Below are 19,664 nucleotides of genomic sequence, written 5' to 3'. Positions count from 1 at the left end.
AAATGGAAACCGCCGACACGCCGTACCAAAAAAACCGCCGAAACTCCAAAGCCAAGCTCGCCCCCAAGTCAGAAACGAGTTTTGCAACACAATCCGACGTAAAGCGGAAGTCACCCACCTTGAGCGTGATCTGCGGCTTGTGACACCTAGCGGACATCAGCAAACGGGGCTGGTGTCGAACCGGCGAACTTCAGCGGCGAAGGCCGCGATGCTGGCAGCCCAGATGAGCGCAAATCCGAGCAGTACCCATTTGAAGTCCGAGTTGATCATAACGTTGACGGCCGCCATCCAGCCTATCGAGACCACACCTGCAACAATAGCACCAGCCAGCGCCAAAGTACTTCGTTGGCGAAAAGCCGTCATGGCTAGAGTGAGCGTAAGCACACCCGTCGCCATCACGTAGCCGCCCAATACGTTGAATACGTGTGCAAGCCACCTTGCCAACCTTGGACCAATCGATTCCAGCTCGACAGGCGTAAGGTTCATGTAGCGGATGTCCTCCGGCAGCAGCGCAGGCCGAAGGAAAAGGAAATACCCGCCGACACTGATCAGGATGATTCCGGAAAGCCCCAGAAGGATTGACGAAGCAGACCAGCCGAATTCTTTGCTGCGCATAGGGCGCCCCCAAATTCAGCCGTGGTGATGGCCCCCAGCTCCTCGATGCCTACCGTGCATGAAAAAATGCATAAGCGGACAAGCCAAAAGGGGCAGCCAAAGCAGAGCACCGAGTACATGAGCCTGATGCTGGGTGAACAGGAGCGCTCCGGAGATTGCCGCGATGACGGCAAGCCCCATAACGATGAGGGAATTGCGCGACAAGCCCCAGCGTGCGCCGGACTGATCGTGAACATGGTCCGGCAAGGTCATCGCGGCATCCTCAAGACGGCACCATTGCCTGATTGCCCTGTTGCCAACAGGACCAAAACCAAACTCGCAGGTTTCGCATGAAAGCCCTTGATGCAAATCAAACGTCGGGTCCCGCAACGGTCGGCAACCGCAGTTGATGTGGGTCAAATCGCGATTTCAAGAAGGTGGTTTGATGGCGGTCTTTCCCGGTTTCAAGATGATTACCGTCGGCAGCTTCATGTACGGCCTTGCAGCCAGCATGATCTACGGGTGGGCAGTTGGGATCATCTACGTCTTCTTCTTCAATCTTTGGCCGCAACTCCTTCCTGCTGTTATTAGACCGCGAGCGGTGCATCGCACCTGAAGCGGGCACCAGAAACTACTGCCGTCTCCCGCGAACATTCCGCCCGCCTGCTATGGCAACGATAGCCATCCGCGGATCATGGCAATCTGCCCCGGCATGAAAAAACCCGCGCCGGATTGCTCCGCGCGGGTGAACTTTCGATGCTCCCATTCTGCCAGTGTTTTGCCCGACGAGTCAAAGCTGAACTGCGCGACGGGCAGGGATGTATCGGTCCAAACGCCTATTTGGCACAACCAAAATGGCTAACGATTTCAATGCTAACGCTACTGTGCATGGGGTTGTTTTTCGACTTTTGTTTTCGCGTCGCCGAAGCTGCGCGCCTCAGCGCCGTCCCCGCGGTGCTTCCGCCTTGGCGGGCGGCTCGGTCTGCGGTCCGCAGCTCGCGGCCGCGAGCGAGCCTTGCGCCTGCGGCATCAGGCCAGGCTCGGGGGCGAGCGCCTTCATCACGATCAGGCCGGTGGTGCTGGGGGAATCGATGATCAGGCGGTCGGCCGCGGTGATCTCTTCGTCCTCGGGCAGCTCGTTGTGCTGCGGCTCTGTCATCAGGTCGAGCTCGATCACCTTCTTGCCGGCCGAACGGTCGTTGATGGCGTAATAGGCGATCTCGTTGCGGGTGTAGAACGACACCGAGGTGTAGGCCTGGCTGACGGGCACCGTCAGCTTGATCGGTCCGTTCGACAGATCGTAGCGGCAGATCGCGAGCGCAAAGGCCGGGTCCATGAACGGCATCGGCGAGGTCTGCGGATCGGCGAGCGGAAGCTGCGTGACGGCATTGAGCTTGGTCATCGGCGTCAGACGCGAATAGGCGTCCTGGGTCGCGATCCGCGGCAACGCCAGCACGCTGACGAGATGGACCACGAGGCCCAGCACCACGCCGGCAACGATGGTGAACAACAGCCGGATCATGAGCAGCCCGCCGTCGTGATCGTGGGCATCGGCGCATCGCGCTGGGTGCGTGTGGCAACGCCGACCGGAGTGTCGTAGAGCCGCAGCATCAGCGCGTAGCGTTCGATGCCGCCGGTCGGCAGCCAGTTGCCGGCGCGGGAGCGCGAGGCGATGCGGATCTCGAACGAGCCGTCGGACTGCCGCACGATCTCCTGGCTGGTGAAGCCGTAGCGCTGCAGCGAATTGGGCACGAGATGACCCTTGCGGTCGTAGAGCGTCAGCGTCCAGAACCGCGCCGGCGGCGTCACGCCGGAGACCACGACGTCGCAGCGGCCGTCGAGCACCTTCTTCTTGTCGTCGGCGGTCGCGGTGAAGGCGACGCCGTCGCCGGTGCCGATCGGCAGCTCGCCGTTGCGCACGATGGTGGCGCGCGAATATGGATCGACGTCGGCGGTGCCGGTGCGCGGGCGCGCGGTCCACGGGCCGATGGTCAGCGCGCCGATCTCGGTGCCGCGCGTCGTCGTCATCCAGGTCGCGCCGACGCCCACCACGGTTGCGAGCAGAAGGGCCGTCAATGTGATCAGGATCAGCCGCACTGGTTTCGATCAGTTCTTGCGCGGAGCGGATGCGTTCGCATTCTCTTCCGCATAGTTCTGCGGGAAGGCGAGCGCGCTCGTGGACGATGCCGGTTTGGCTTGCTTGGGGTCGGTGGCGGCCGATTTGGTCGCGGTCCGGGCCGCGTCATCCAGCAGCTTCTCGACCCGCACCAAAACGTCAGCGCCGCGCTTGGTCAATACCGGCGGCGGACCGGGCTTGGTCTCCAGCACCTTCGGCGCCGCATTGGCCTGCGCGTTGGCGATCCGCTCGGGCGGCAGCTTCTGGCCCATGCCTATGCCGGCGATTTCCCGGACCTCGACGCCCTGATGCGCCGCGAGCATGATGTCGTGCCAGGTCTGCGCCGGCAGCGAGCCGCCGGTCATGCGGTTGGTCGGCGAATAGTCGTCATTGCCGTACCAGACCGCGCAGGTGAAATTGCCGGTGTAGCCGACGAACCAGGCGTCGCGATACGCATTGGTCGTGCCGGTCTTGCCCGCGGTCGGAATGCCGTCGAGCGCTGCGCGGCGCGCGGTGCCTTCGCTGACGACGTGGCTCATCATGCCGGCCATGTCGGCGGCCACGGAGGCGGGAATGGCCTGGCGCGGCTTCGGCCCGTCGCGGTCCCAGCGCCAGACCGGATCTCCGGCGCCGGTGCGCACTTCCAGCACGGAATGCGGCGTCACCGCCTTGCCGCGGTTGGGGAAGGTCGCATACGCCACCGCGTGCTCGAGCACGGTGACTTCGTCCGAGCCGATCGGCAGCGACGGCGTGTCGGGCAGCGGCGCCTTGAGGCCGAAGCGGCGCGCGACCTCGACGATCTTGGCGCGGCCGATCTTGGCCGGGTTCGGCGCCTTCGGCTGCTCCTTCTGGCCGATCGCGATCGACAGCTTGACGGGTACAACGTTGATCGAGCGCGTGATCGCCTGCGTCAGCGTCACTGCGCCGGAATAGGAATGGCCATAGTTCTGCGGGCACCAATTACCGATGCAGACCGGGCCGTCGACCACGATCGAATTCGGCGTGAAGCCGTTGAGGAGCGCGGTTGTGTAGACGTAAGGCTTGAACGACGAGCCCGGCTGGCGATAGGCGTCGGTGGCGCGGTTGAACTGGCTGGCACCGTAGTCGCGGCCGCCGACCATGGCGCGGATGCCGCCGTCGAGATCGGAGACGACGGTCGCGGCCTGCGTCGCGTGATAGTCGCGGCCGAACTGGCGCAGCTGGTTCTCGACCGCGTCTTCCGCCGCCTTCTGCACATTGGTGTCGATCGCGAGCCGGACCACGAAGACGCGCTCGGTGTAGGATTTCGGGAAGGTGTCGACCAGCTTGCGCATCTCGTCGAAGGCGTAGTCGAGATAATAATTCGGCGACGCCTCGTAGCGGCGGTCGACCGCGAAGGCGGGATTACGGCGGGCGCCGAACACCTGGCCCTCGGTCATGAAGCCGGCGTCGACGAGGTTGTCGAGCACGACGTTGGCGCGGGCGCGGGCAGCGGGCAGGTTGATGTGGGGCGCGTATTTGGTCGGCGCCTTGAACAGGCCGGCGAGCATCGCGGCCTCGGCGAGCGTCACGTCGCGTGCCGACTTGTTGAAGTAGAAATGCGCGGCGCCGTCGACGCCGAAGGTGCCGCCGCCCATATAGGCGCGGTCGAGATACAGCTTGAGGATCTCGTTCTTGGTCAGGCGCCATTCCAGCCAGACCGCGAGGAAGGCTTCGTTGACCTTGCGCTCGATAGTGCGCTCGTTGCTCAGGAACAGGTTCTTGGCGAGCTGCTGGGTGATCGACGAGCCGCCCTGGCGGACGCCGCCGGCCTGGGCGTTGGTGACGAGCGCGCGTGCGGTGCCGGCGATGTCGATGCCGAAATGCTCGTAGAAGCGGCGGTCCTCGGTCGCGAGCGTCGCCTTGATCAGCACGTCCGGAAAATCTTCCAGCGGGATCGAGTCGTTGTGCTTGATGCCGCGGCTGCCGATCGGGTTGCCGTAGCGGTCGAGGAAGGTCACCGCGAGGTCGGACTTCTTCAGCCAGTCCTCGTCCGCGGTCTCGCGGAAGGCCGGGATGGCGAGGGTCAGCATCACCACCAGGCCGCCGAGGCCGAGGGTCGCAGCTTCCGACAGCGGCTCGATGAACACCCAGCGCTTCCACCGCCCGACATAGAAGCGGTCCATGAAGGTCGAGTAGCGCTCGTAGAGCTCGCGGATGCCCTTGGCCGAGGAGAACAGCGAGGAGTCGATGCGCGCATCGAGATCCAGGAAGAAATTCCGGATCCGGGCCTTCCAATGCGGTGGTATGATCTGGCGCACCTAGAACCCTTGCGGCTTGGTTCGAAAGCGTTCAAGCACCCCGCCGGGGCGGCATCGAGACGTCTTGCGGGAGTGTTGCGGCAAACCCAAGGCGCCCGGCCAGCGACGGTGGGGACTTGCTGTTCCTTCTAGCCGAGCAGGGCCTATAAACCAATGGTCACGCTTGCGATTTTGAACAACAGGCCTAATTGACCCCGGTTCATTACGGGCCTCACGCGGGCGTCGCTTGCGGCCCCACGGCCGCACGCCCTAGATGGCACCAACCGTAGCTCTTTCGAACTTTTGTTGAGGCGCATGACCGCAGCTCCCAAACGACCTTCAGGCCAGGAAGGATTCTTCTGGAAAACCAAGACGTTGGAAGAGATGTCGGGGCCCGAATGGGAGAGCCTGTGCGACGGCTGCGGCCGCTGCTGCCTGAACAAGCTCGAGGAAGAGGGCACCGGCGACATCTATTTCACCCATGTCGGCTGCAAGCTGCTCGATGGAGTGACCTGCGGCTGCAAGGACTATGCGAATCGTTCCGACAAGGTTCCGGACTGCGTCCGCCTGACCCCGGCCAATGTCCGCACCCTGAACTGGCTGCCGCCGAGCTGCGGCTACAAGCTCGTGGCGGAAGGGCGCGACCTCTATTGGTGGCATCCGCTGGTGTCAGGCGATCCCAATACCGTGCATGAGGCCGGCGTCTCCGTACGCGGTCGGGTCGAAGGCAGCGAGGTGGAGATCCCGGACGATGAGCTCGAGAACCACATCGTGCAATGGCCGGCGCAGCTGCCGAAACGGGCCCGCCTGAAGCGACGTCCGAAGGACTGATCCGTCGCACCAGATAGATCACGTCTTCGGGATGGCCGTGGGGTGGGATGCTCCCATGCACCGCGGTGCCTGCCCGAGAAGAACTTTGCTGTCTACATTGGCTGCATAGAACGAATCCTTCGCGGCGTTGGGCCGCCTCATGGCTTCCGATCGAGATGAACAAGTTCGAGCGGCAGAGCAGTTCTGCCGACACCCAAACATTGCCCGACGATATCGCCGAGGAATTGTCCCGCCTTTCGAGCGAGGTCTTGAGCGTCGACGACGCTCCCTCGCTCGCGCCGCCGGCACCGCTGTCGCAGGACGAGGTCCGCACCATCGTCATCAGCCTGATGCTGACGATGTTTCTGGCAGCCCTCGACCAGACCATCGTCGCAACCGCGCTGCCGACCATTGGGCGCCAGTTCCACGACGTCTCCAATCTCTCCTGGGTCATCACCGCCTATCTGCTCGCCTCGACCGCAGTCGCGCCGGTATTCGGCACGCTCAGCGACATCTACGGACGCCGCGTGATGATCATCATCTCGCTCAGCCTGTTCGTCGCGGGCTCGGTGCTGTGTGCGATCGCGCCGAACCTGCCGATGCTGATTCTTGCACGCGGTCTCCAGGGGCTCGGTGGCGGCGGCATCATGCCTGTCGTGCAGACCGTGATCTCCGACGTCGTGAGCCCACGCGAGCGCGGCCAATATCAAGCCTATTTCTCCAGCGTCTGGATGGTCGGCGGCATTCTCGGCCCGGTCATCGGCGGCGTGTTCGCCGAGCATCTGCACTGGTCGATGATCTTCTGGATCAATGTGCCGCTCGCGGCCGCGGCGATCGCGCTGCTGCTGCCCAGGATGAAGAAGATTCCGGTGTTCCACCGCAAGCGCAAGGTCGACTGGCTCGGCGGCGTGCTGCTGATGGCCTCCGCCGTGGTCTTCATGCTGGTGCTGACCTGGGGCGGCACGCGCTTCCCGTGGCTCTCGCCAACCGTGCTTGCGATGGTGGGCGGCGCCGTCGCGCTCGCGGTCACCTTCGTGTGGCACGCACGCCGCGCGGACGAGCCGTTCCTGCCGCTGCCGCTGCTCGGAGGATCGGTTGTGCCGTTCGGGCTGACGGCCGGCGGTTGCGCGCTCGGTGCGATCACGGGCCTCACAGTGCAGCTGCCGCTCTATTACGAGGCGGTCTATCACCTCAGCGCCAGCGAAGCGGGCCTCGCGCTGATTCCGCTCGCGGCGGTCTCGACCTGCGGCGCGGCCATCGCCGGTCGCACCATGGCGCGGGCCAAGCACTACAAGCGGGTCGCCATCGTCGGAACGTCCTGGGCTGCGCTGTGCGGCCTCGGCCTCACGTTGACGACGTTGCCGCTCTGGGCACTGCTGACGCTGATGGCTGCGTTTGCGCTTGGCCTCGGCACCACCTTTCCGGTCTGCGTGGTCTCGGTGCAGAATTCGGTCGCCCGCCCGCAGATCGGCACCATCACGGGCGCGTTGAACTTCTTCCGCTCGCTGATGTCCTCGTTCACGGTCGCGGCGTTCGCGGCCATCCTGCTCATCGCGCTCGGTGCCGACGTTCCGCTCGCCGGCGAACATCACGGCGCTGTCAATGCGATTCGCGCCGACGACATGCGGCATGCGTTCCGCTACGTCTTCGGCGCCGCGACAGCGCTGATGGCCGGCGCCGCGCTCTGCCTGATCATGATGGAGGAGCGGCCGCTGGCCGGTCCGTCCGTCACGCAGCAGGTGGAGATGGCGGAGTAGGGGTTAGCCACCGCGATCGGGATCGTCGTCGCCATTGCCCGCGCCCGTCTTCCGCGCTTTCGCTGCGAGCTGCTGCTTGAGCCGTGCGAGCGCTTCGGCAGACCAATCGCCGACAGCTGTGACCGCGACCCAGCCATCGACGTAGTGTTCGGGTGCGTAGACATGGCCGAAACCCATCGGCGTGTTGGTTGCGACCGCCATGTCGAGGGCGAGCTGCAGCATCGTCACGATAGGATACCATCGCAGCTCCGGTGATACGTCAGGCCCGCGCGGCGCATTCATCCAGGCCGGCGCCTGATAGGCGTCGCGGTAGGCGAAGAATGTGATCGCGTCACTGGCGTATTGCAAATAGACCACGCGCATCGGGCCCCAGGGCGTATCCGGCGCCACCGTCGGCCCGTTCTGGTTCATGAAGCGCACGAAGCGGCCGTCGCGGAATTCCGGCAGCCAGGCCGGTGATCCTGGATTGCGGTTATCGGTAATCGAGCGCCAGATGCGGCTCTCGAATGGCGCTCCGCTCCATAGCGCGCCGGCGATGGGGTCGCCGATTGTCTCGAACAATTCTGCGGATTTTTCCGAGTTCATGGCACCGAGGCTGAGCCCGTGCAGATACAGCTTTGGCCGCTTGTCCTTGGGCAAGCTCGTCCAGTAGCCGTAGATTTCGGTGAACAGCGCACGCGAGGCCTCCACTCCGTATTCGGGCTGAAACAGCAGCGACAGCGGGCTATTGAGATAGGAATATTGCATCGCGACGCTCGCGACATCGCCATGATGGAGATATTCCACCGTATCCATCGCGGATGGATCGACCCAGCCGGTCCCGGTCGGTGTGACGACGATCAGGACCTTGCGTTCAAAGCCGTACTGGCGCTTGAGCTCGTCGAGCGCAAGCCTGGCGCGCGCCTGCGCCGTGTCGCGGCTGCCGAGGCCCACATAGACGCGCAGGGGATTCTGCGCGGGCTGTCCCGTAACGGCCCTGATCTCCGTCGCGGTCGGGCCTGAGGCAATGAACCGGCGCCCCATGCGCCCGAGTTCCTGCCACTTCACCAGCGAGGCAGAACTTCCGGTTCGATCGTGGGCGGCCGGTTGCGGCCGCTCTGGCTCTTGCAGGGCGTTGAGTTCGCGGAAGGAGGAGTCGAGCGCGTTGAACGCGGTCCGGACCAGGACGTTGCTGGCGATCGACCAGAACAGCAGGCCTGCGATCAGCACGCCGAGCACGTTGGCGAGCTTCCGCGGAATGGCGTGCTTTATGCGCACGGCGAGGAAGCGGGCGACAAACACGAACAGCCGCCCCAGCACCAGCAGCACGGCGAACGTGATCAGGGCGATGACGCAGACCTTGAGCGGATGCGCGGTCTCGACCGGCGTCATCTTCATCACTGTGCGGATCGAATTCTGCCATTCGGCGGTTCGCCGCAGGAAGATAACGACGACCAGCAGGCAACCGGCCGTGACCAGCGCATTCGCAATCGACCTCGCCCGCGGCGAAGGTTCGGGCAATTCGAGATAGTGCCATAGCCGGCGCCACAGCACGCCGGCGAAATAGCCGATCGCAAAACAGCCGCCGGCAAGCGCGCCTTGCGTGAGATAGCTCCGCGGAATCAGCGTCGGCGTCAGTGCGGCCGCAAAGAACAGAGCGCCCAGCATGAGGCCGACACCGGACAGCGAGAGCAATTGTCGTCGAACGAGCCAAGCCAGATTCGTCAAGGCATCCTCCGGGCGAGTCTATCTCTTGTTCTGGTCTGAAAGGCTGCTCTGTCGCGGCAGCCGGATCGTGAATTCCGTGAACTTGCCCGGCTCCGTCGCGACGTCGATGGTGCCGCCGTGCTGCTTCACGACGATGTCGTGGCTCATCGACAATCCGAGGCCGGTGCCTTCACCGGCCGGCTTGGTGGTGAAGAATGGATCGAACATTTTTTCCTTCACCTCGTGCGGAATGCCGGTGCCATTGTCGCGGATGCGGATCTCGATGCTGTCGCCGCGGTCGCGTGTCGCGGCGATCACCACCGGCTCGTAATCGGCGGCGCCGTCATCCGACTTGCGCTTGGCCACCGCGTGGAAGCCGTTCGAGATCAGGTTCAGCAGCACCCGGGTGATCTCCTGCGGAAACACTTCCGCTTGCCCGGCCGCTGGATCGAGCTCGCGCTTCAGCGTCACGTCGAACTGCGGCTTCTCGGGGCGTGCGCCGTGATACGCCAGGTTGAGGCTCTCCTCGACCAGCGCGTTGATGTCGCTCAGTCGATGCTCGCCGCCGCCCTCGCGGGAATGCAGCAGCATGTTCTTGACGATGGAGTCGGCGCGCTTGCCATGCTGCACGATTTTCGCGAGATTGTCCTTCAACAGTCCGGTCAGCTCGTCGACCTCGCTGCGGACATTGTCAGCGAACGGGACAGGCGCGAGCGCATCGTTCAGCTCGTCCGTCAGCTCGGCGGAGAGCGATGCAAAATTGTTGACGAAGTTGAGCGGGTTCTTGATCTCGTGCGCAATGCCGGCGGTGAGCTGGCCGAGCGACGCCAGCTTCTCGGTCTGGACCAGCCGGTCCTGGGCTGCGCGCAAATCGTCGAGCGATTTGGCCAATTCCCTGGTGCGATCCTGCACCTCGTTGAACAGGCGCGTGTTCTCGATGGCGATCACGGCCTGGTCGGCAAAGGTCTTGAGCAGCGCGATCGCCTTGTCCGGGAAGGGACCGGCCTCCGGCCGCGTCACGCCGATCGTGCCGATCGCGACGCCGTCGCGCAGCATTGGGATCACGAGGATGCTGCGATAACCTCGCGTCCGCGCCAGCTCTCTCATGGCGTCCGTAAGGTCGGGCTCGTTCTGCATGTCGCTGCGGAATGCGAACTCTCCGCTTCTTGCCACCCGGCTGTGAATGCCGGATGCCGACAGCGGCGTCGGGAACGAGCTGAGCAGCTCTTCGTTGCCGGCTTCGTTGTCGGTGCTGAAGGCGGCCAGGTGCAGCAGGCCGTCGATGACGCGCGTGACGGTAGAGGAATGTCCGCCGACCAGGGACTTGGCGCTGTCGGAGATCGCCTGAAACACCGGCGTCACATCCGCGGGAGAGGCCGCGATCACCTTGAGGATGTCGGCGGTCGCGGTCTGCCGTTCCAGCGCTTCCCTCGTGGTGTTGAACAGGCTGACATTCTTGATCGCGATCACCGCCTGGTCGGCGAAGATCTGCAACAGCCGCACATGATGCTCGCCGAACGCGCCGGTCGCGCGCCGCGTGGCGATGATGACGCCGATGGCCTCACCGTCGCTCATCAAGGGAGCGAACAGCATGCTGCGGTAGCCACGGGCGCGTGCGATGTCGCGGGCTGCCGGTTCGACCTCGGTGTCGGGCAATTGCGCCGCCACACCACCGGCCACCAGCCGGTAGGGCGGGAACTGCGCGAATGGCACCGGGAACGAGGACTGCAGCACGCGATCGCCGGCCGGATCGGTCGGCGTGAACGCCGCAAGATGCGCGGCGCCGTCGATGTAGCGCAGGACTGCCGTGGAGAAGCCGCCGATCAGCCGGTTGGCGTTGGCGGCGATGGCGTCGAACACCGGCTGTACGTCAGACGGCGAGGCGGCCATCACTTTCAGAATGTCGGCGGTGGCGGTCTGGCGCTCCAGCGTCTCGCGCGTCTCGTTGAACAGCCGCGCGTTCTCGATCGCAATCACCGCCTGGTCGGCAAAGGTCTGGAGCAGCTGCACGAGGTCGGCTGCGAACGCGCCGGGCTCGGCACGAGTTACGCTGATCACGCCGACTGGCGTCCCCCGATTCATCAGCGGCATGAACAGCACGCTGCGAAAGCCGCGCAGCCGCGCAAGGTTCCGGTTCAGCTCCGGGACCTCCGCGGCTTCGCTATCGGGAAACTGGATCGTCTCGCCGCCGCGCACCAGCGCGAAGGTCGGAAAGTCGGCAATCTTGCGCGGGAACGACGCCTTCAGCCCTTCGTCCGCCTCGGTGCTCGTTGGTGTGAACGCCACGAGGTGGAGCTCGTCATCGATGAACTGAAGCACGGTGGCGGAGAAGCCGCCGAGCAAACGCCGGGAGCTGGACGCGATCGCCTCGAAGACCGGCCGGGCATCGGACGGAGAGGCCGCGATGGTGCGCAGAATCCCGGCGCTGGCGCTTTGATGATCGCGCGCAATCGCGAGCTCACTGCGAAGCTGCGCGTTCTCGGCTGTGGCCGCCTGTAACAGGCGCTCAAGTTCCGCGATGTCGTTGGAAGGGGCGGTCATTCGCAATCCGGCTTGATGCCGCGACAAGCGCGGCACCAGGGCGGATTATCACATCTCCTGCGGCCGGAGCCAGCGTCCGCGATAGCGAGTTTGCTGCCAGAATCCGGTCCGCTTCACGTGCCCGGCCGCGACACCTCGGTCTCCTTGCTGGTGATGAACTCCAGCAGCACGGGAATGCCTTCCTGCGTCTTCTGGATGCCGCGCCTGATCGCGGGGATGATGTCCTCAGGTCTCGTCACCCGCTCGCCATAGCCGCCGAAGGCGCGCGCCATCGCGGCGTAGTCGCCGGAAATGTCGGTCGACCGGTATTTTTCGGTCGAAACCGGCATCACCTTCAATTCGATCGCCATCGAGAAATTGTTCAGCAGGATCGACATGATCGGAATGCGCTCGCGCACCGCGGTCTCGAAATCCATGCCGGTGAAGCCGATCGCGGCATCGCCCCAGACATTGATGCAGAGCTTGTCGGGTTTTGCGAGTTTCGCGCCCATGGCTAGCCCAAGGCCGTAGCCGAGCTGCGTCGTCTTGCCCCAGCCGAGATAGGTGAGCGGCTCGATCGACTTCCAGAACGGCGAGAGCTGGTCGCGCGGGCTGCCGGCATCGTGGGTGATGATGGTATTGCCGATGTCGACGGTGTGTTGCAGGTCCCACAGCACGCGATAGGGGCTTAAGGGCGCATCATTGCTGGTGAGCTTCGGCATCCATTTCGCCAGCCACTCCTTGTGCGAGGCCGCGATCTCGGCCGCGACCGCCGATGCGTCCCGATCCGCGCTGACGGTCTTGCCGATCTCCTCCAGCAGCGCGTCGAGCACGAGCCCGGCATCGCCGACCAGGCCGATCCTGGCTTCCACGTCCTTGTTGAGATGGTTCGGATCGAGCGTGGAGTGGATGATGGTTTTGTCTTTCGGCATCGCGACGCCGAAGCTTGTTTCAGTGAAGGAGCAGCCGATGCCGAAAATGACGTCGGCCTCGGCCAGGAACTTCGGCACCGCGCGCGGCACCGCAAGGCCGCCGGAGCCGAGCGAGAGCGGATGCGTTTCCGGAAAGGACGATTTGCCCCCAAGGCTGGTCGTCACGGGAATGGCGAGCCGTTCGGCCAGCCGTTTCAATTGCGGCCATGCCTGCGCGTAATGCACGCCCTGGCCGGCATAGATCACCGGGCGCTTGGCGTTGACGAGCAGGTGGGCCGCCTCCTTCACATGAATAGGATCCGCCCCATAGCGGGTGCGCAGCACCGGCGTATAGTTCAGCGGCTCCGGCACGTCCTCGTTCCACATATCGGCGGGGATCTCGACGATGACAGGCCCGCCGCGGCCGTTCTTCAGCTTGGTGAAGGCGCGACGAAAGATGTTGGCGACTTCCGCGGCCAGGATGATTGGCTCCGACGATTTCGAAAACGCCTTCATCGCTTCGCTCGAATTGAAGTTCGGCTCGATATGCGCGAGCCTGCGCTGATAGCCCATCGGCAGTACCAGCACGGGAACGGATTCGCCGTAGCATTGCGCGACGCCGCCCATCGCGTTCTCCGCGCCGGGGCCGTGCTGCATGCAGAACGCGCCGATCGAGCGTCCCGATGTCACCCGCGAGATCGCATCCGCCATGTGGATGCCGACGCGCTCCTGCCGCACCATCACGGGCCGGATATCGGCCTTGGCCGCATGCTCGATCAGATGATTGACCGGATAACCGCAGAGGATCTCGATCCCCTCGCGCTTCATGATTTCCGCAATCGCGGTGCCGAGCTTCATGGCGTTTCTCTCCCTGGGCAGGCCGGTTGGTCCGGCCGATTAGGGAAGAGAGGATCAGGAATCGGGGAAAGGGTAAAGCGCGGGCGATGAGAGTCGCGGTAGGTCAGCTATGCAGCAGGTTGCCGTAGCCCGGATGGAGCATAGCGCAATCCGGGGCCGTTCCACCGGATATACCAGTGACGAATTTCGCTGCGCTCCATCCGCTACGACCGCTACTTGCAGCTTTGGCAGATCCTCAGCTTGCGTTTCAACGCCTCGTCTTCTTGATCGATCAATTGCTCAGCGGCGCCTTTAGCACCCGGATCGGCCCTGGAGCCCTTCGCCGTGCGTGACCTCACAGGCGGCACCACTTGGCTCGAGGTGTCATTGCCCTCGCCGGGGCCTAAGCTGAAGCCATCGTAGTCGGCGGCCGGGTTCGGCGCCGATGGAAGCCCGCCGATCACCGGCGGCGAAGCTTCTCTGATGGATGCTGCCGGCGGAGGTCTGGAATTTTTGGCGCCCGCATGCGGCGGCGATGCATTGGGCGGAGAAAGCGAAACCGGCGGGGCGGCCGAAGTCTGTCCTCTTGCGCTGTCCTGCGACCAGACGCCGACAACGATGAGGCTGAAAGCCAGGAGCATCACGCTTCTCATCCGCGTCCTTCAAGCAGCTGTGGTTGGTGGATTGACAGTGTGAAGCGTATCAGGACCCACATGGTCGTCAAAGCGCCGCAGCCTGGATTTCGCAGCCGGGAGTATAGTTCACAAAGCGTGACCGGCCCGCCGCACCAAGCCAGGCGCGGTGAAGTCAAAGAGGAATTTAACGCTTGCGCCCTAACTTGCGCTCGCCATGAGTGACCAGGTCGTCCACAGCGAGGTTCAACCGTTTTCGGCGCGTGCTGCGCTTCCCTGGCTGGTGAGCCTTGGGGTATATGCCCTGTTGCTGATTCTTGGACCGCGGCTGCTCAATGATCCCGACAGCTATTCGCACATCGAAGTCGGGCGCTGGATCATCGCGCACGGCATGCTGCCGGCGACTGACCCATTTTCCTTTTCGAGGCACGGCGCGCCCTGGATCACCTTCGAATGGCTCTCGGAGATCATCTACGCCGGTGCCTACGCGCTTGCCGGCTGGCAAGGCGTCCTCGTCGTCGCTGCCGCGGCGATAGCGCTCGCCTTTGGTTTGTTCACGTTCTTCCTGCTGCGCGAGCTTTCGCCGACCCAGACGCTGCTCATGGTGATCGCGGCCGTCATCCTGTTGGCGCCGCATATGCTGGCGCGGCCACACGTGCTGGTGCTGCCGCTGATGGTGACATGGGCGGCTGCCCTGGTACGCTGCATGGATCGTGGAGGACCTCCGCCGTACTGGGCCCTTCCGCTGCTGGTCGTGTGGGCCAATCTCCACGGCAGTGTGGTGCTGGCGCTTGGACTGATCGGCCCTGCGGGCTTTGAGGCGCTGCTGCGCGAGAAGCGTAGCGAATGGCTACGCGTGTTCCTGCGGTGGCTGCCGTTCACCGCGCTCGCGGTCGCGGCGTCCTGCCTGACGCCCTACGGGCCGGAACCGCTGCTGATGCCGCTGACGACGCTCGGCCTCGGCCCCGCGCTCGGTTGGATCGCGGAATGGCGGCCGCAGGATTTCAGCCACATAGGCTTCTTCGAATTGCTGCTGCTGGCCGGCATCTTCGCGCTCTCGCGTGGCGTGACGCTGCCGGTCGTGCGTGCGTTGGTCGTGATCGGCTTGCTGCATTTCGCGCTGGCCCAGATCCGCAATGCGGATCTGCTGGCCATGCTGGCGCCGCTCTATCTGGCGGCTCCGCTGGGGCGGACGTTCGGCGGACCGGTGGGAGAAGATGCTCCCGGCTCGTCACGCGGCCTGAACCTGGCCACGCTGGGTGTGTTGATCGTGGTGAGCGGGGCGACGCTGGCGCGTGACATACGACCGGCTCCGGCCATTACCCCTCAGGCTGCCAACGCTGAAGCCAACCTCGCCACGGCGGGGCACGTGCTCAACGATTATTCCTTTGGCGGCTATTTGATCTTTGCCGGCATTCCCACCTTTGTCGACGGTCGCGGTGAACTGTACGGGGGAGCGTTCATCAACCGCTACAATCGTGCCCTGGCGCTGGTCGATCTCGGCGACTTTCTCAAGTTGCTCGACGAATACAACATCGGCGCAACGCTGCTCGCGCCGGGAACGCCGGCGATAGCGATGCTGGACCGGCTGCCCCAATGGCAGCGCGTCTACAGCGACGACGTGGCGGTCGTGCACAAGCGGCGAGATATGCCGCAAAAATAGATCAAGCGGTCCCGAAGGCGGCGTATTGGCCGCCGAGCGGCACGCCGCTCAGGGTCGCTTCGAGGCGCCGTGCCGGCTTGGTGTCCCAGGGCAGCAGCAGGAAATGGCGCGCACCGATCTCGCGCAAGCCGCCGGCAGCCATCAATTTTCGGGTTGTGCCGGCCCCGAGCAGGACGGCGTCCCGGTCGAACTCACAACGCGCGACGGCAAGGCGGGTCAGCGGGTTGTATGGATTGTGCTCGATGACGCAGACGAGTCCCCCGGGTCGCGTCACGCGCCGCATCTCGGCGATGAATTGCGCCCATTCGGCCGGCACGACGTGGTGCATCACGCAGACGGCGGTGACCAGATCGAAGCTGGCATCGTCGAAAGGAAAGGTGCGGCCGTCAAACTCACGGTAGTCGACCTTGCCGTTGTCAGCGCGTGCCTGCGCCAGGCTGGCCGAAGAAACGTCGATCCCGCTCAAGCGGCCGACCATGCCGTGCAGCAGGGGATGAAGGCTGCCCACGCCGCAGCCGACGTCCAGCATGTCGGGCCCCTCCTTGTCGAGCCGCTGCGCGATCAGATTGCCCAGGAGATCGGCCTTGGCGCGCATGAAGAAGTGATGCGGCAAGCCGGAGAAGTCGATCGAGGATTGGACCACGTCACGGTAGTTGTCGTGATAACCGTCAAAGAGTTCGGTCATGCGCCGGCTCACTCGTTGACGGCGTGGATCGCGGGTGCGGCCGCCGTCTCGTTGCGGTCGAAGCCAGCGCGTGTCTGCACCACATAGAGCGGGCGACGTTTCACCTCGGCATGGATGCGGCCGACGTAAAGCCCCACGATACCCGTCATCAGCATGTTCATTCCACACAACAGGGACACGACGACCATCGTCGAGGACCAGCCGGTGACGAGGTGACGGTCGTTGCTGAGCCACAACAGGATCACCCAGCCGCCGTAGAGCAGTGCCAGACCCGAGACCGTCAATCCGCACCAGATTGCCAGGCGCAAGGGCAGATCGGAAAAGCCGAGCGCGGCGTTCATCGCGAGCCGCACCATCTTGAACAGCGGATATTTGGTCTCGCCCGCTGCACGTTCGAGGCGGTGGAAGGCGACCTCGGCCTGCCGGAAGCCGAGCCAGGCGATCATGCCGCGCACGAAGCGGTCTTGCTCCGGCATCTGCCGAAGCGCGTCGAGCACCTTGCGATCGATCAGGCGGAAGTCGCCGACATCGGCGGGGATGCCGACCGAGGACATCCTGCCGAGAAGCCGATAGAACAGATGCGCGGTCGCGCGTTTGAATCGGCTTTCGCCGTCGCGCGACAGGCGGCGGGCGTGGACGATGTCGTTGCCTTCCTGCCATTTTGCGATCAATTGCTCGATCACTTCAGGCGGATCCTGCAAATCGGCATCCATGACGATGATTGCTTCACCTTGCGCGGCGTCCATGCCGGCGGTGATGGCGATCTGATGCCCGAAATTTCGCGACAGGCCGATATAGCGAAAGCGCGGGTCGCGCGTGGCGAGCGCCTGTAGCACGATCGAGCTGGAATCGCTGCTGCCGTCGTCGACGAAGATCGCTTCAGCCGGCCCATCGAGCCGCGACAGGACCAGGTCGAGCCTGCGCAGCAGCACCGGCAACACGGATTCCTCGTTGAACACGGGGATGACGAGGCTGTAGCGGATCGACTGGAAATTGGCCGCCATGCGAGAGAGTCCAACTCGTTGCAGGAGCGGAAGTCTATGCCGGCGGTGGTTAAGGTCGCCTTGCCACAACCATTAAGGATGTGGCGCGCCGGGGCGGCTTCCATTGAATCGGCGCGGATGGTGATGCCCGATTAACCACGCCGAGCAGCCGCGGCTTTGGCCCAGGACTTGCGGTCTAGGACTTGCGGCGGATCTTGTAGAGAACAAATCGCTTCGAGGTATCCAGCGCTTCCAGCAGATCCGGCAACGGGTTCGCGACCCGCGGCCCCAGGACGTAGAGATAGTCGAAGTCCTGGGGCCAGGTGCTGACGAACGGCGGAACGCCATCCGGCGGCCGGCTTGCCGCAATCGCGGTCAGCACGCCCAGCGGCATCGGCCCGCCGTAGGGAATGGCAAGGCGGCGCACGTCCTCGCGTGGCCGCACGGGCTGCTTGCCCGCTTCCGTAAATAGATTGGGCACGAACGCGTTGGCATAGTGCACGGCGAGCGTAGGCGCATAATACATCGGATATGAGGTGAGGTCGGCGAAGGGCGGGTCTCCATTGTCGTCCGTGCTGGCGACCAGGATGCGCGAGCCGCGATCGATCTTGTGGAACGACTCGACGATGGCCGCATAGTCGGTGCGGTAAGGCAACCACACCGCGAGCACGACGGCGAGATTGACCAGGATGATGCCACTGATCGCGGCGAGCGCTGCCATTCTCCATGTCCGGCTGGGCAGCGTAATAGAGCAGAAGGCCGGCAGGATCAGAGCCGCAGCGGGAATCACGCGAAGGTCGACGAACGAAGTTCCGAACAGCTTCGAGGGAATGACGACGTAGAGCAGCGCGAAGCCGGTCGCGAGCCAGATCCCGGCTGCTTCGAGCTTGAGGACGCCGCGTCTTGCGGCGAAAAACAGCGAGATCATCAGCGCAAGCCCGGTCGCAGCCGCGATCGTCAAATTGTAACCGTTCATGATGCGCAACGGCCAGATCGGCTTGAATCCGAAGAACCAGTTCGTTCCTTCGCTTCCGATCGATCCCGCGGTCATGCGCATGATCCCAAACAGGGCAAGCGCCGGTACGGCCAGCGCGGCGAGCCGCGCGGCGGCGACACCGTACGATATTCGCCCATGGCGGATGCGCGAGAGCTCGTAAAGGCCGAGCGTCGCGCCGTAGATGCCGAGGGAGAAGAAATGCGCCGCAAATAGCGCAGCGACGAAGACCATGTTGACGACGAAACGCAATGGCCATGGGCGTTCCGCGAGCATCAGATAGACGGCGATGCCGCAGAGAGCGAGGCCCAGTCCGAACTCGAAATTCACGAAGCCCCAGCTGAACGGTAGGCAGTAAAGGAACGCGAGCGCCGCAAAGCCGGCGAGATGGACCCGTCCCTTCCGCGCCCATTCGAGCAAGAGCGCGCCCCCAACGATCAGCAATTGACTCAGGAGCAGAAACAGCCGCGTGGCGTTCTCGACGCTGATCAGCCGCGCCATCTGCGGGACCAGCAGATCCATGCCAAGGTTGGGATAGAATGCCCAAGCCACTTCGTAATGCGGATTGGCGTTGGGGGTGCCGTTCTGGCTCAGAATATACATCCGGGCGAGGTGATTGGGATAGTCGACCATCGCGGGGATAGGGGTCAGCAGCACCGGAAGAAACGACACAGCCGCCAGGACAGCAAGAACGGTGATCGCCACCGATCGGTCCGAGCCAAGACCAGCCCGGATTGTCGAGGTCGGCTTGTCAGAAGAAATCATGTCATCGGGCCGCTGCAGTTTGAGCTTACGCTCTACGATGGCGCAACCGCCCGACACAACGCCATATTGCGAATTCGCGAAAATCAAGCTGGGTCGTCGCCGCATCGGAAGGAGGAGCCCGTCATCCGACGCGCTGCACGCGGACTTGTGCTGATGAGATTGCGGCGCGCCGGCAATGCCGGCTACTTGACCGCCGCGCCGACCGAGTTGAATTTGCCGCTCAGGAGTGCGCTGCCGGTGTTGTTCACGGCCGCGATGATCGCAAACGCGATGCCGGTGGCGATCAGACAATACTCGATGGCAGTGGCACCATTTTCATCGGCAAGAAATGACTTGAGCAAAGTCATCGTCAACTCCTGTTCATCCGTCCAACCTAGGCTGGTGCCGTTTTCGGAATGGTAAATTGATTCAGCAATTTTTCGCGGACGCGTCAAAACCCAGGTGGATGGTCCT

18 protein-coding genes are annotated in these 19,664 nt (G+C 63.9%); 5 read left to right on the top strand and 13 right to left on the bottom strand.

Annotated features, from left to right (window positions below):
- Positions 1–156: 156 nt before the first annotated feature.
- The gene (locus ABIB90_RS21440) at positions 157–615 is read right to left on the bottom strand and encodes a hypothetical protein (RefSeq protein ID WP_354164337.1); all 459 of its coding nucleotides are present in this window, start codon (positions 613–615) and stop codon (positions 157–159) included.
- Positions 616–630: 15 nt separating this feature from the next.
- Positions 631–795 (bottom strand): DUF2933 domain-containing protein, encoded by a 165-nt coding sequence (locus ABIB90_RS21435; protein ID WP_354164706.1) that lies wholly within the window; start codon positions 793–795, stop codon positions 631–633.
- On the opposite strand from ABIB90_RS21435, the gene ABIB90_RS21430 reads away from it, so the two are divergent.
- Together ABIB90_RS21430 and ABIB90_RS21425 are read left to right on the top strand one after the other, a co-directional pair.
- A complete protein-coding gene (locus ABIB90_RS21430; protein WP_245286123.1) occupies positions 733–948 on the top strand; it encodes a hypothetical protein in 216 nt (71 codons plus the stop codon). The genes ABIB90_RS21435 and ABIB90_RS21430 overlap by 63 nt on opposite strands.
- A gap of 91 nt (positions 949–1,039) precedes the next feature.
- Complete coding sequence (locus tag ABIB90_RS21425; protein ID WP_354201306.1) at positions 1,040–1,210, top strand: hypothetical protein; 171 nt, start codon at positions 1,040–1,042, stop codon at positions 1,208–1,210.
- Positions 1,211–1,531: 321 nt separating this feature from the next.
- On the opposite strand, the gene ABIB90_RS21420 is transcribed toward ABIB90_RS21425, so the two are convergent.
- The 3 genes from ABIB90_RS21420 to ABIB90_RS21410 are packed head-to-tail and all read right to left on the bottom strand — an operon-like array spanning position 1,532 to position 4,989.
- The gene (locus ABIB90_RS21420) at positions 1,532–2,116 is read right to left on the bottom strand and encodes a DUF1254 domain-containing protein (RefSeq protein ID WP_106942444.1); all 585 of its coding nucleotides are present in this window, start codon (positions 2,114–2,116) and stop codon (positions 1,532–1,534) included.
- Entirely contained in the window at positions 2,113–2,691 is a 579-nt protein-coding gene (locus ABIB90_RS21415; RefSeq protein WP_007593444.1) for a DUF1214 domain-containing protein, read from the bottom strand. The genes ABIB90_RS21420 and ABIB90_RS21415 overlap by 4 nt, the downstream gene beginning before the upstream one ends.
- Before the next feature lie 9 nt (positions 2,692–2,700).
- Complete coding sequence (locus ABIB90_RS21410; RefSeq protein ID WP_027516951.1) at positions 2,701–4,989, bottom strand: transglycosylase domain-containing protein; 2,289 nt, start codon at positions 4,987–4,989, stop codon at positions 2,701–2,703.
- Positions 4,990–5,283: 294 nt separating this feature from the next.
- Between ABIB90_RS21410 and ABIB90_RS21405 the strand changes: the two genes are divergently transcribed.
- Both ABIB90_RS21405 and ABIB90_RS21400 read left to right on the top strand, forming a co-directional pair.
- Positions 5,284–5,799 (top strand): YcgN family cysteine cluster protein, encoded by a 516-nt coding sequence (locus tag ABIB90_RS21405; RefSeq protein ID WP_219685593.1) that lies wholly within the window; start codon positions 5,284–5,286, stop codon positions 5,797–5,799.
- A gap of 155 nt (positions 5,800–5,954) precedes the next feature.
- Positions 5,955–7,535 carry an MDR family MFS transporter gene (locus ABIB90_RS21400; RefSeq protein ID WP_354164344.1) on the top strand — a complete coding sequence of 527 codons (1,581 nt, stop codon included), beginning with the start codon at positions 5,955–5,957 and terminating at the stop codon, positions 7,533–7,535.
- 3 nt (positions 7,536–7,538) lie between these two features.
- Here the strand turns inward: ABIB90_RS21400 and ABIB90_RS21395 are convergent, their stop codons facing one another.
- The 4 genes from ABIB90_RS21395 to ABIB90_RS21380 all read right to left on the bottom strand — a co-directional run bounded on the left by ABIB90_RS21395 (position 7,539) and on the right by ABIB90_RS21380 (position 14,142).
- Entirely contained in the window at positions 7,539–9,182 is a 1,644-nt protein-coding gene (locus ABIB90_RS21395; RefSeq protein ID WP_354201309.1) for an alpha/beta hydrolase, read from the bottom strand.
- 78 nt (positions 9,183–9,260) lie between these two features.
- Positions 9,261–11,762 (bottom strand): GAF domain-containing sensor histidine kinase, encoded by a 2,502-nt coding sequence (locus ABIB90_RS21390; RefSeq protein WP_354164347.1) that lies wholly within the window; start codon positions 11,760–11,762, stop codon positions 9,261–9,263.
- A 113-nt stretch (positions 11,763–11,875) separates the two neighbouring features.
- The gene (locus ABIB90_RS21385) at positions 11,876–13,531 is read right to left on the bottom strand and encodes a thiamine pyrophosphate-requiring protein (RefSeq protein WP_354201308.1); all 1,656 of its coding nucleotides are present in this window, start codon (positions 13,529–13,531) and stop codon (positions 11,876–11,878) included.
- A 191-nt stretch (positions 13,532–13,722) separates the two neighbouring features.
- Positions 13,723–14,142 (bottom strand): hypothetical protein, encoded by a 420-nt coding sequence (locus tag ABIB90_RS21380; RefSeq protein ID WP_354164350.1) that lies wholly within the window; start codon positions 14,140–14,142, stop codon positions 13,723–13,725.
- 196 nt (positions 14,143–14,338) lie between these two features.
- Between ABIB90_RS21380 and ABIB90_RS21375 the strand changes: the two genes are divergently transcribed.
- A complete protein-coding gene (locus tag ABIB90_RS21375) occupies positions 14,339–15,784 on the top strand; it encodes a hypothetical protein (protein ID WP_354164353.1) in 1,446 nt (481 codons plus the stop codon).
- Position 15,785: 1 nt separating this feature from the next.
- Here ABIB90_RS21375 and ABIB90_RS21370 read toward each other — a convergent pair whose 3' ends face one another.
- From ABIB90_RS21370 to ABIB90_RS21355, 4 genes are all read right to left on the bottom strand, one after another.
- Positions 15,786–16,469: a class I SAM-dependent methyltransferase gene (locus ABIB90_RS21370; RefSeq protein ID WP_354164356.1), complete on the bottom strand. Its 684-nt coding sequence runs from the start codon at positions 16,467–16,469 to the stop codon at positions 15,786–15,788.
- A gap of 8 nt (positions 16,470–16,477) precedes the next feature.
- A complete protein-coding gene (locus ABIB90_RS21365; RefSeq protein WP_354164359.1) occupies positions 16,478–17,473 on the bottom strand; it encodes a glycosyltransferase family 2 protein in 996 nt (331 codons plus the stop codon).
- Between the two features lie 175 nt (positions 17,474–17,648).
- Positions 17,649–19,211, bottom strand: coding sequence for a hypothetical protein (locus tag ABIB90_RS21360; RefSeq protein WP_354201305.1), 1,563 nt, complete (start codon positions 19,209–19,211; stop codon positions 17,649–17,651).
- A 182-nt stretch (positions 19,212–19,393) separates the two neighbouring features.
- Positions 19,394–19,558, bottom strand: coding sequence for a Flp family type IVb pilin (locus tag ABIB90_RS21355; RefSeq protein WP_007593411.1), 165 nt, complete (start codon positions 19,556–19,558; stop codon positions 19,394–19,396).
- Positions 19,559–19,664: the final 106 nt, after the last annotated feature.

This window comes from Bradyrhizobium sp. JR4.1 (assembly GCF_040548605.1).
GTDB lineage: Bacteria > Pseudomonadota > Alphaproteobacteria > Rhizobiales > Xanthobacteraceae > Bradyrhizobium > Bradyrhizobium canariense.
This window is presented reverse-complemented; position numbering and strand designations above follow the sequence as displayed.

Excerpts from the sequence above, each read along its gene's own strand:
- ABIB90_RS21405 (WP_219685593.1), top strand. The coding sequence starts at position 5,284 with ATGACCGCAGCTCCCAAACGACCTTCAGGCCAGGAAGGATTCTTCTGG.
- ABIB90_RS21390 (WP_354164347.1), bottom strand. The coding sequence starts at position 11,762 with ATGACCGCCCCTTCCAACGACATCGCGGAACTTGAGCGCCTGTTACAG.
- ABIB90_RS21400 (WP_354164344.1), top strand. The coding sequence starts at position 5,955 with ATGAACAAGTTCGAGCGGCAGAGCAGTTCTGCCGACACCCAAACATTG.
- ABIB90_RS21365 (WP_354164359.1), bottom strand. The coding sequence starts at position 17,473 with ATGGCGGCCAATTTCCAGTCGATCCGCTACAGCCTCGTCATCCCCGTG.
- ABIB90_RS21435 (WP_354164706.1), bottom strand. The coding sequence starts at position 795 with ATGGGGCTTGCCGTCATCGCGGCAATCTCCGGAGCGCTCCTGTTCACC.
- ABIB90_RS21420 (WP_106942444.1), bottom strand. The coding sequence starts at position 2,116 with ATGATCCGGCTGTTGTTCACCATCGTTGCCGGCGTGGTGCTGGGCCTC.
- ABIB90_RS21430 (WP_245286123.1), top strand. The coding sequence starts at position 733 with ATGAGCCTGATGCTGGGTGAACAGGAGCGCTCCGGAGATTGCCGCGAT.
- ABIB90_RS21425 (WP_354201306.1), top strand. The coding sequence starts at position 1,040 with ATGGCGGTCTTTCCCGGTTTCAAGATGATTACCGTCGGCAGCTTCATG.
- ABIB90_RS21375 (WP_354164353.1), top strand. The coding sequence starts at position 14,339 with ATGAGTGACCAGGTCGTCCACAGCGAGGTTCAACCGTTTTCGGCGCGT.
- ABIB90_RS21380 (WP_354164350.1), bottom strand. The coding sequence starts at position 14,142 with ATGAGAAGCGTGATGCTCCTGGCTTTCAGCCTCATCGTTGTCGGCGTC.
- ABIB90_RS21440 (WP_354164337.1), bottom strand. The coding sequence starts at position 615 with ATGCGCAGCAAAGAATTCGGCTGGTCTGCTTCGTCAATCCTTCTGGGG.
- ABIB90_RS21360 (WP_354201305.1), bottom strand. The coding sequence starts at position 19,211 with ATGATTTCTTCTGACAAGCCGACCTCGACAATCCGGGCTGGTCTTGGC.
- ABIB90_RS21395 (WP_354201309.1), bottom strand. The coding sequence starts at position 9,182 with ATGCTGGGCGCTCTGTTCTTTGCGGCCGCACTGACGCCGACGCTGATT.
- ABIB90_RS21370 (WP_354164356.1), bottom strand. The coding sequence starts at position 16,469 with ATGACCGAACTCTTTGACGGTTATCACGACAACTACCGTGACGTGGTC.
- ABIB90_RS21355 (WP_007593411.1), bottom strand. The coding sequence starts at position 19,558 with ATGACTTTGCTCAAGTCATTTCTTGCCGATGAAAATGGTGCCACTGCC.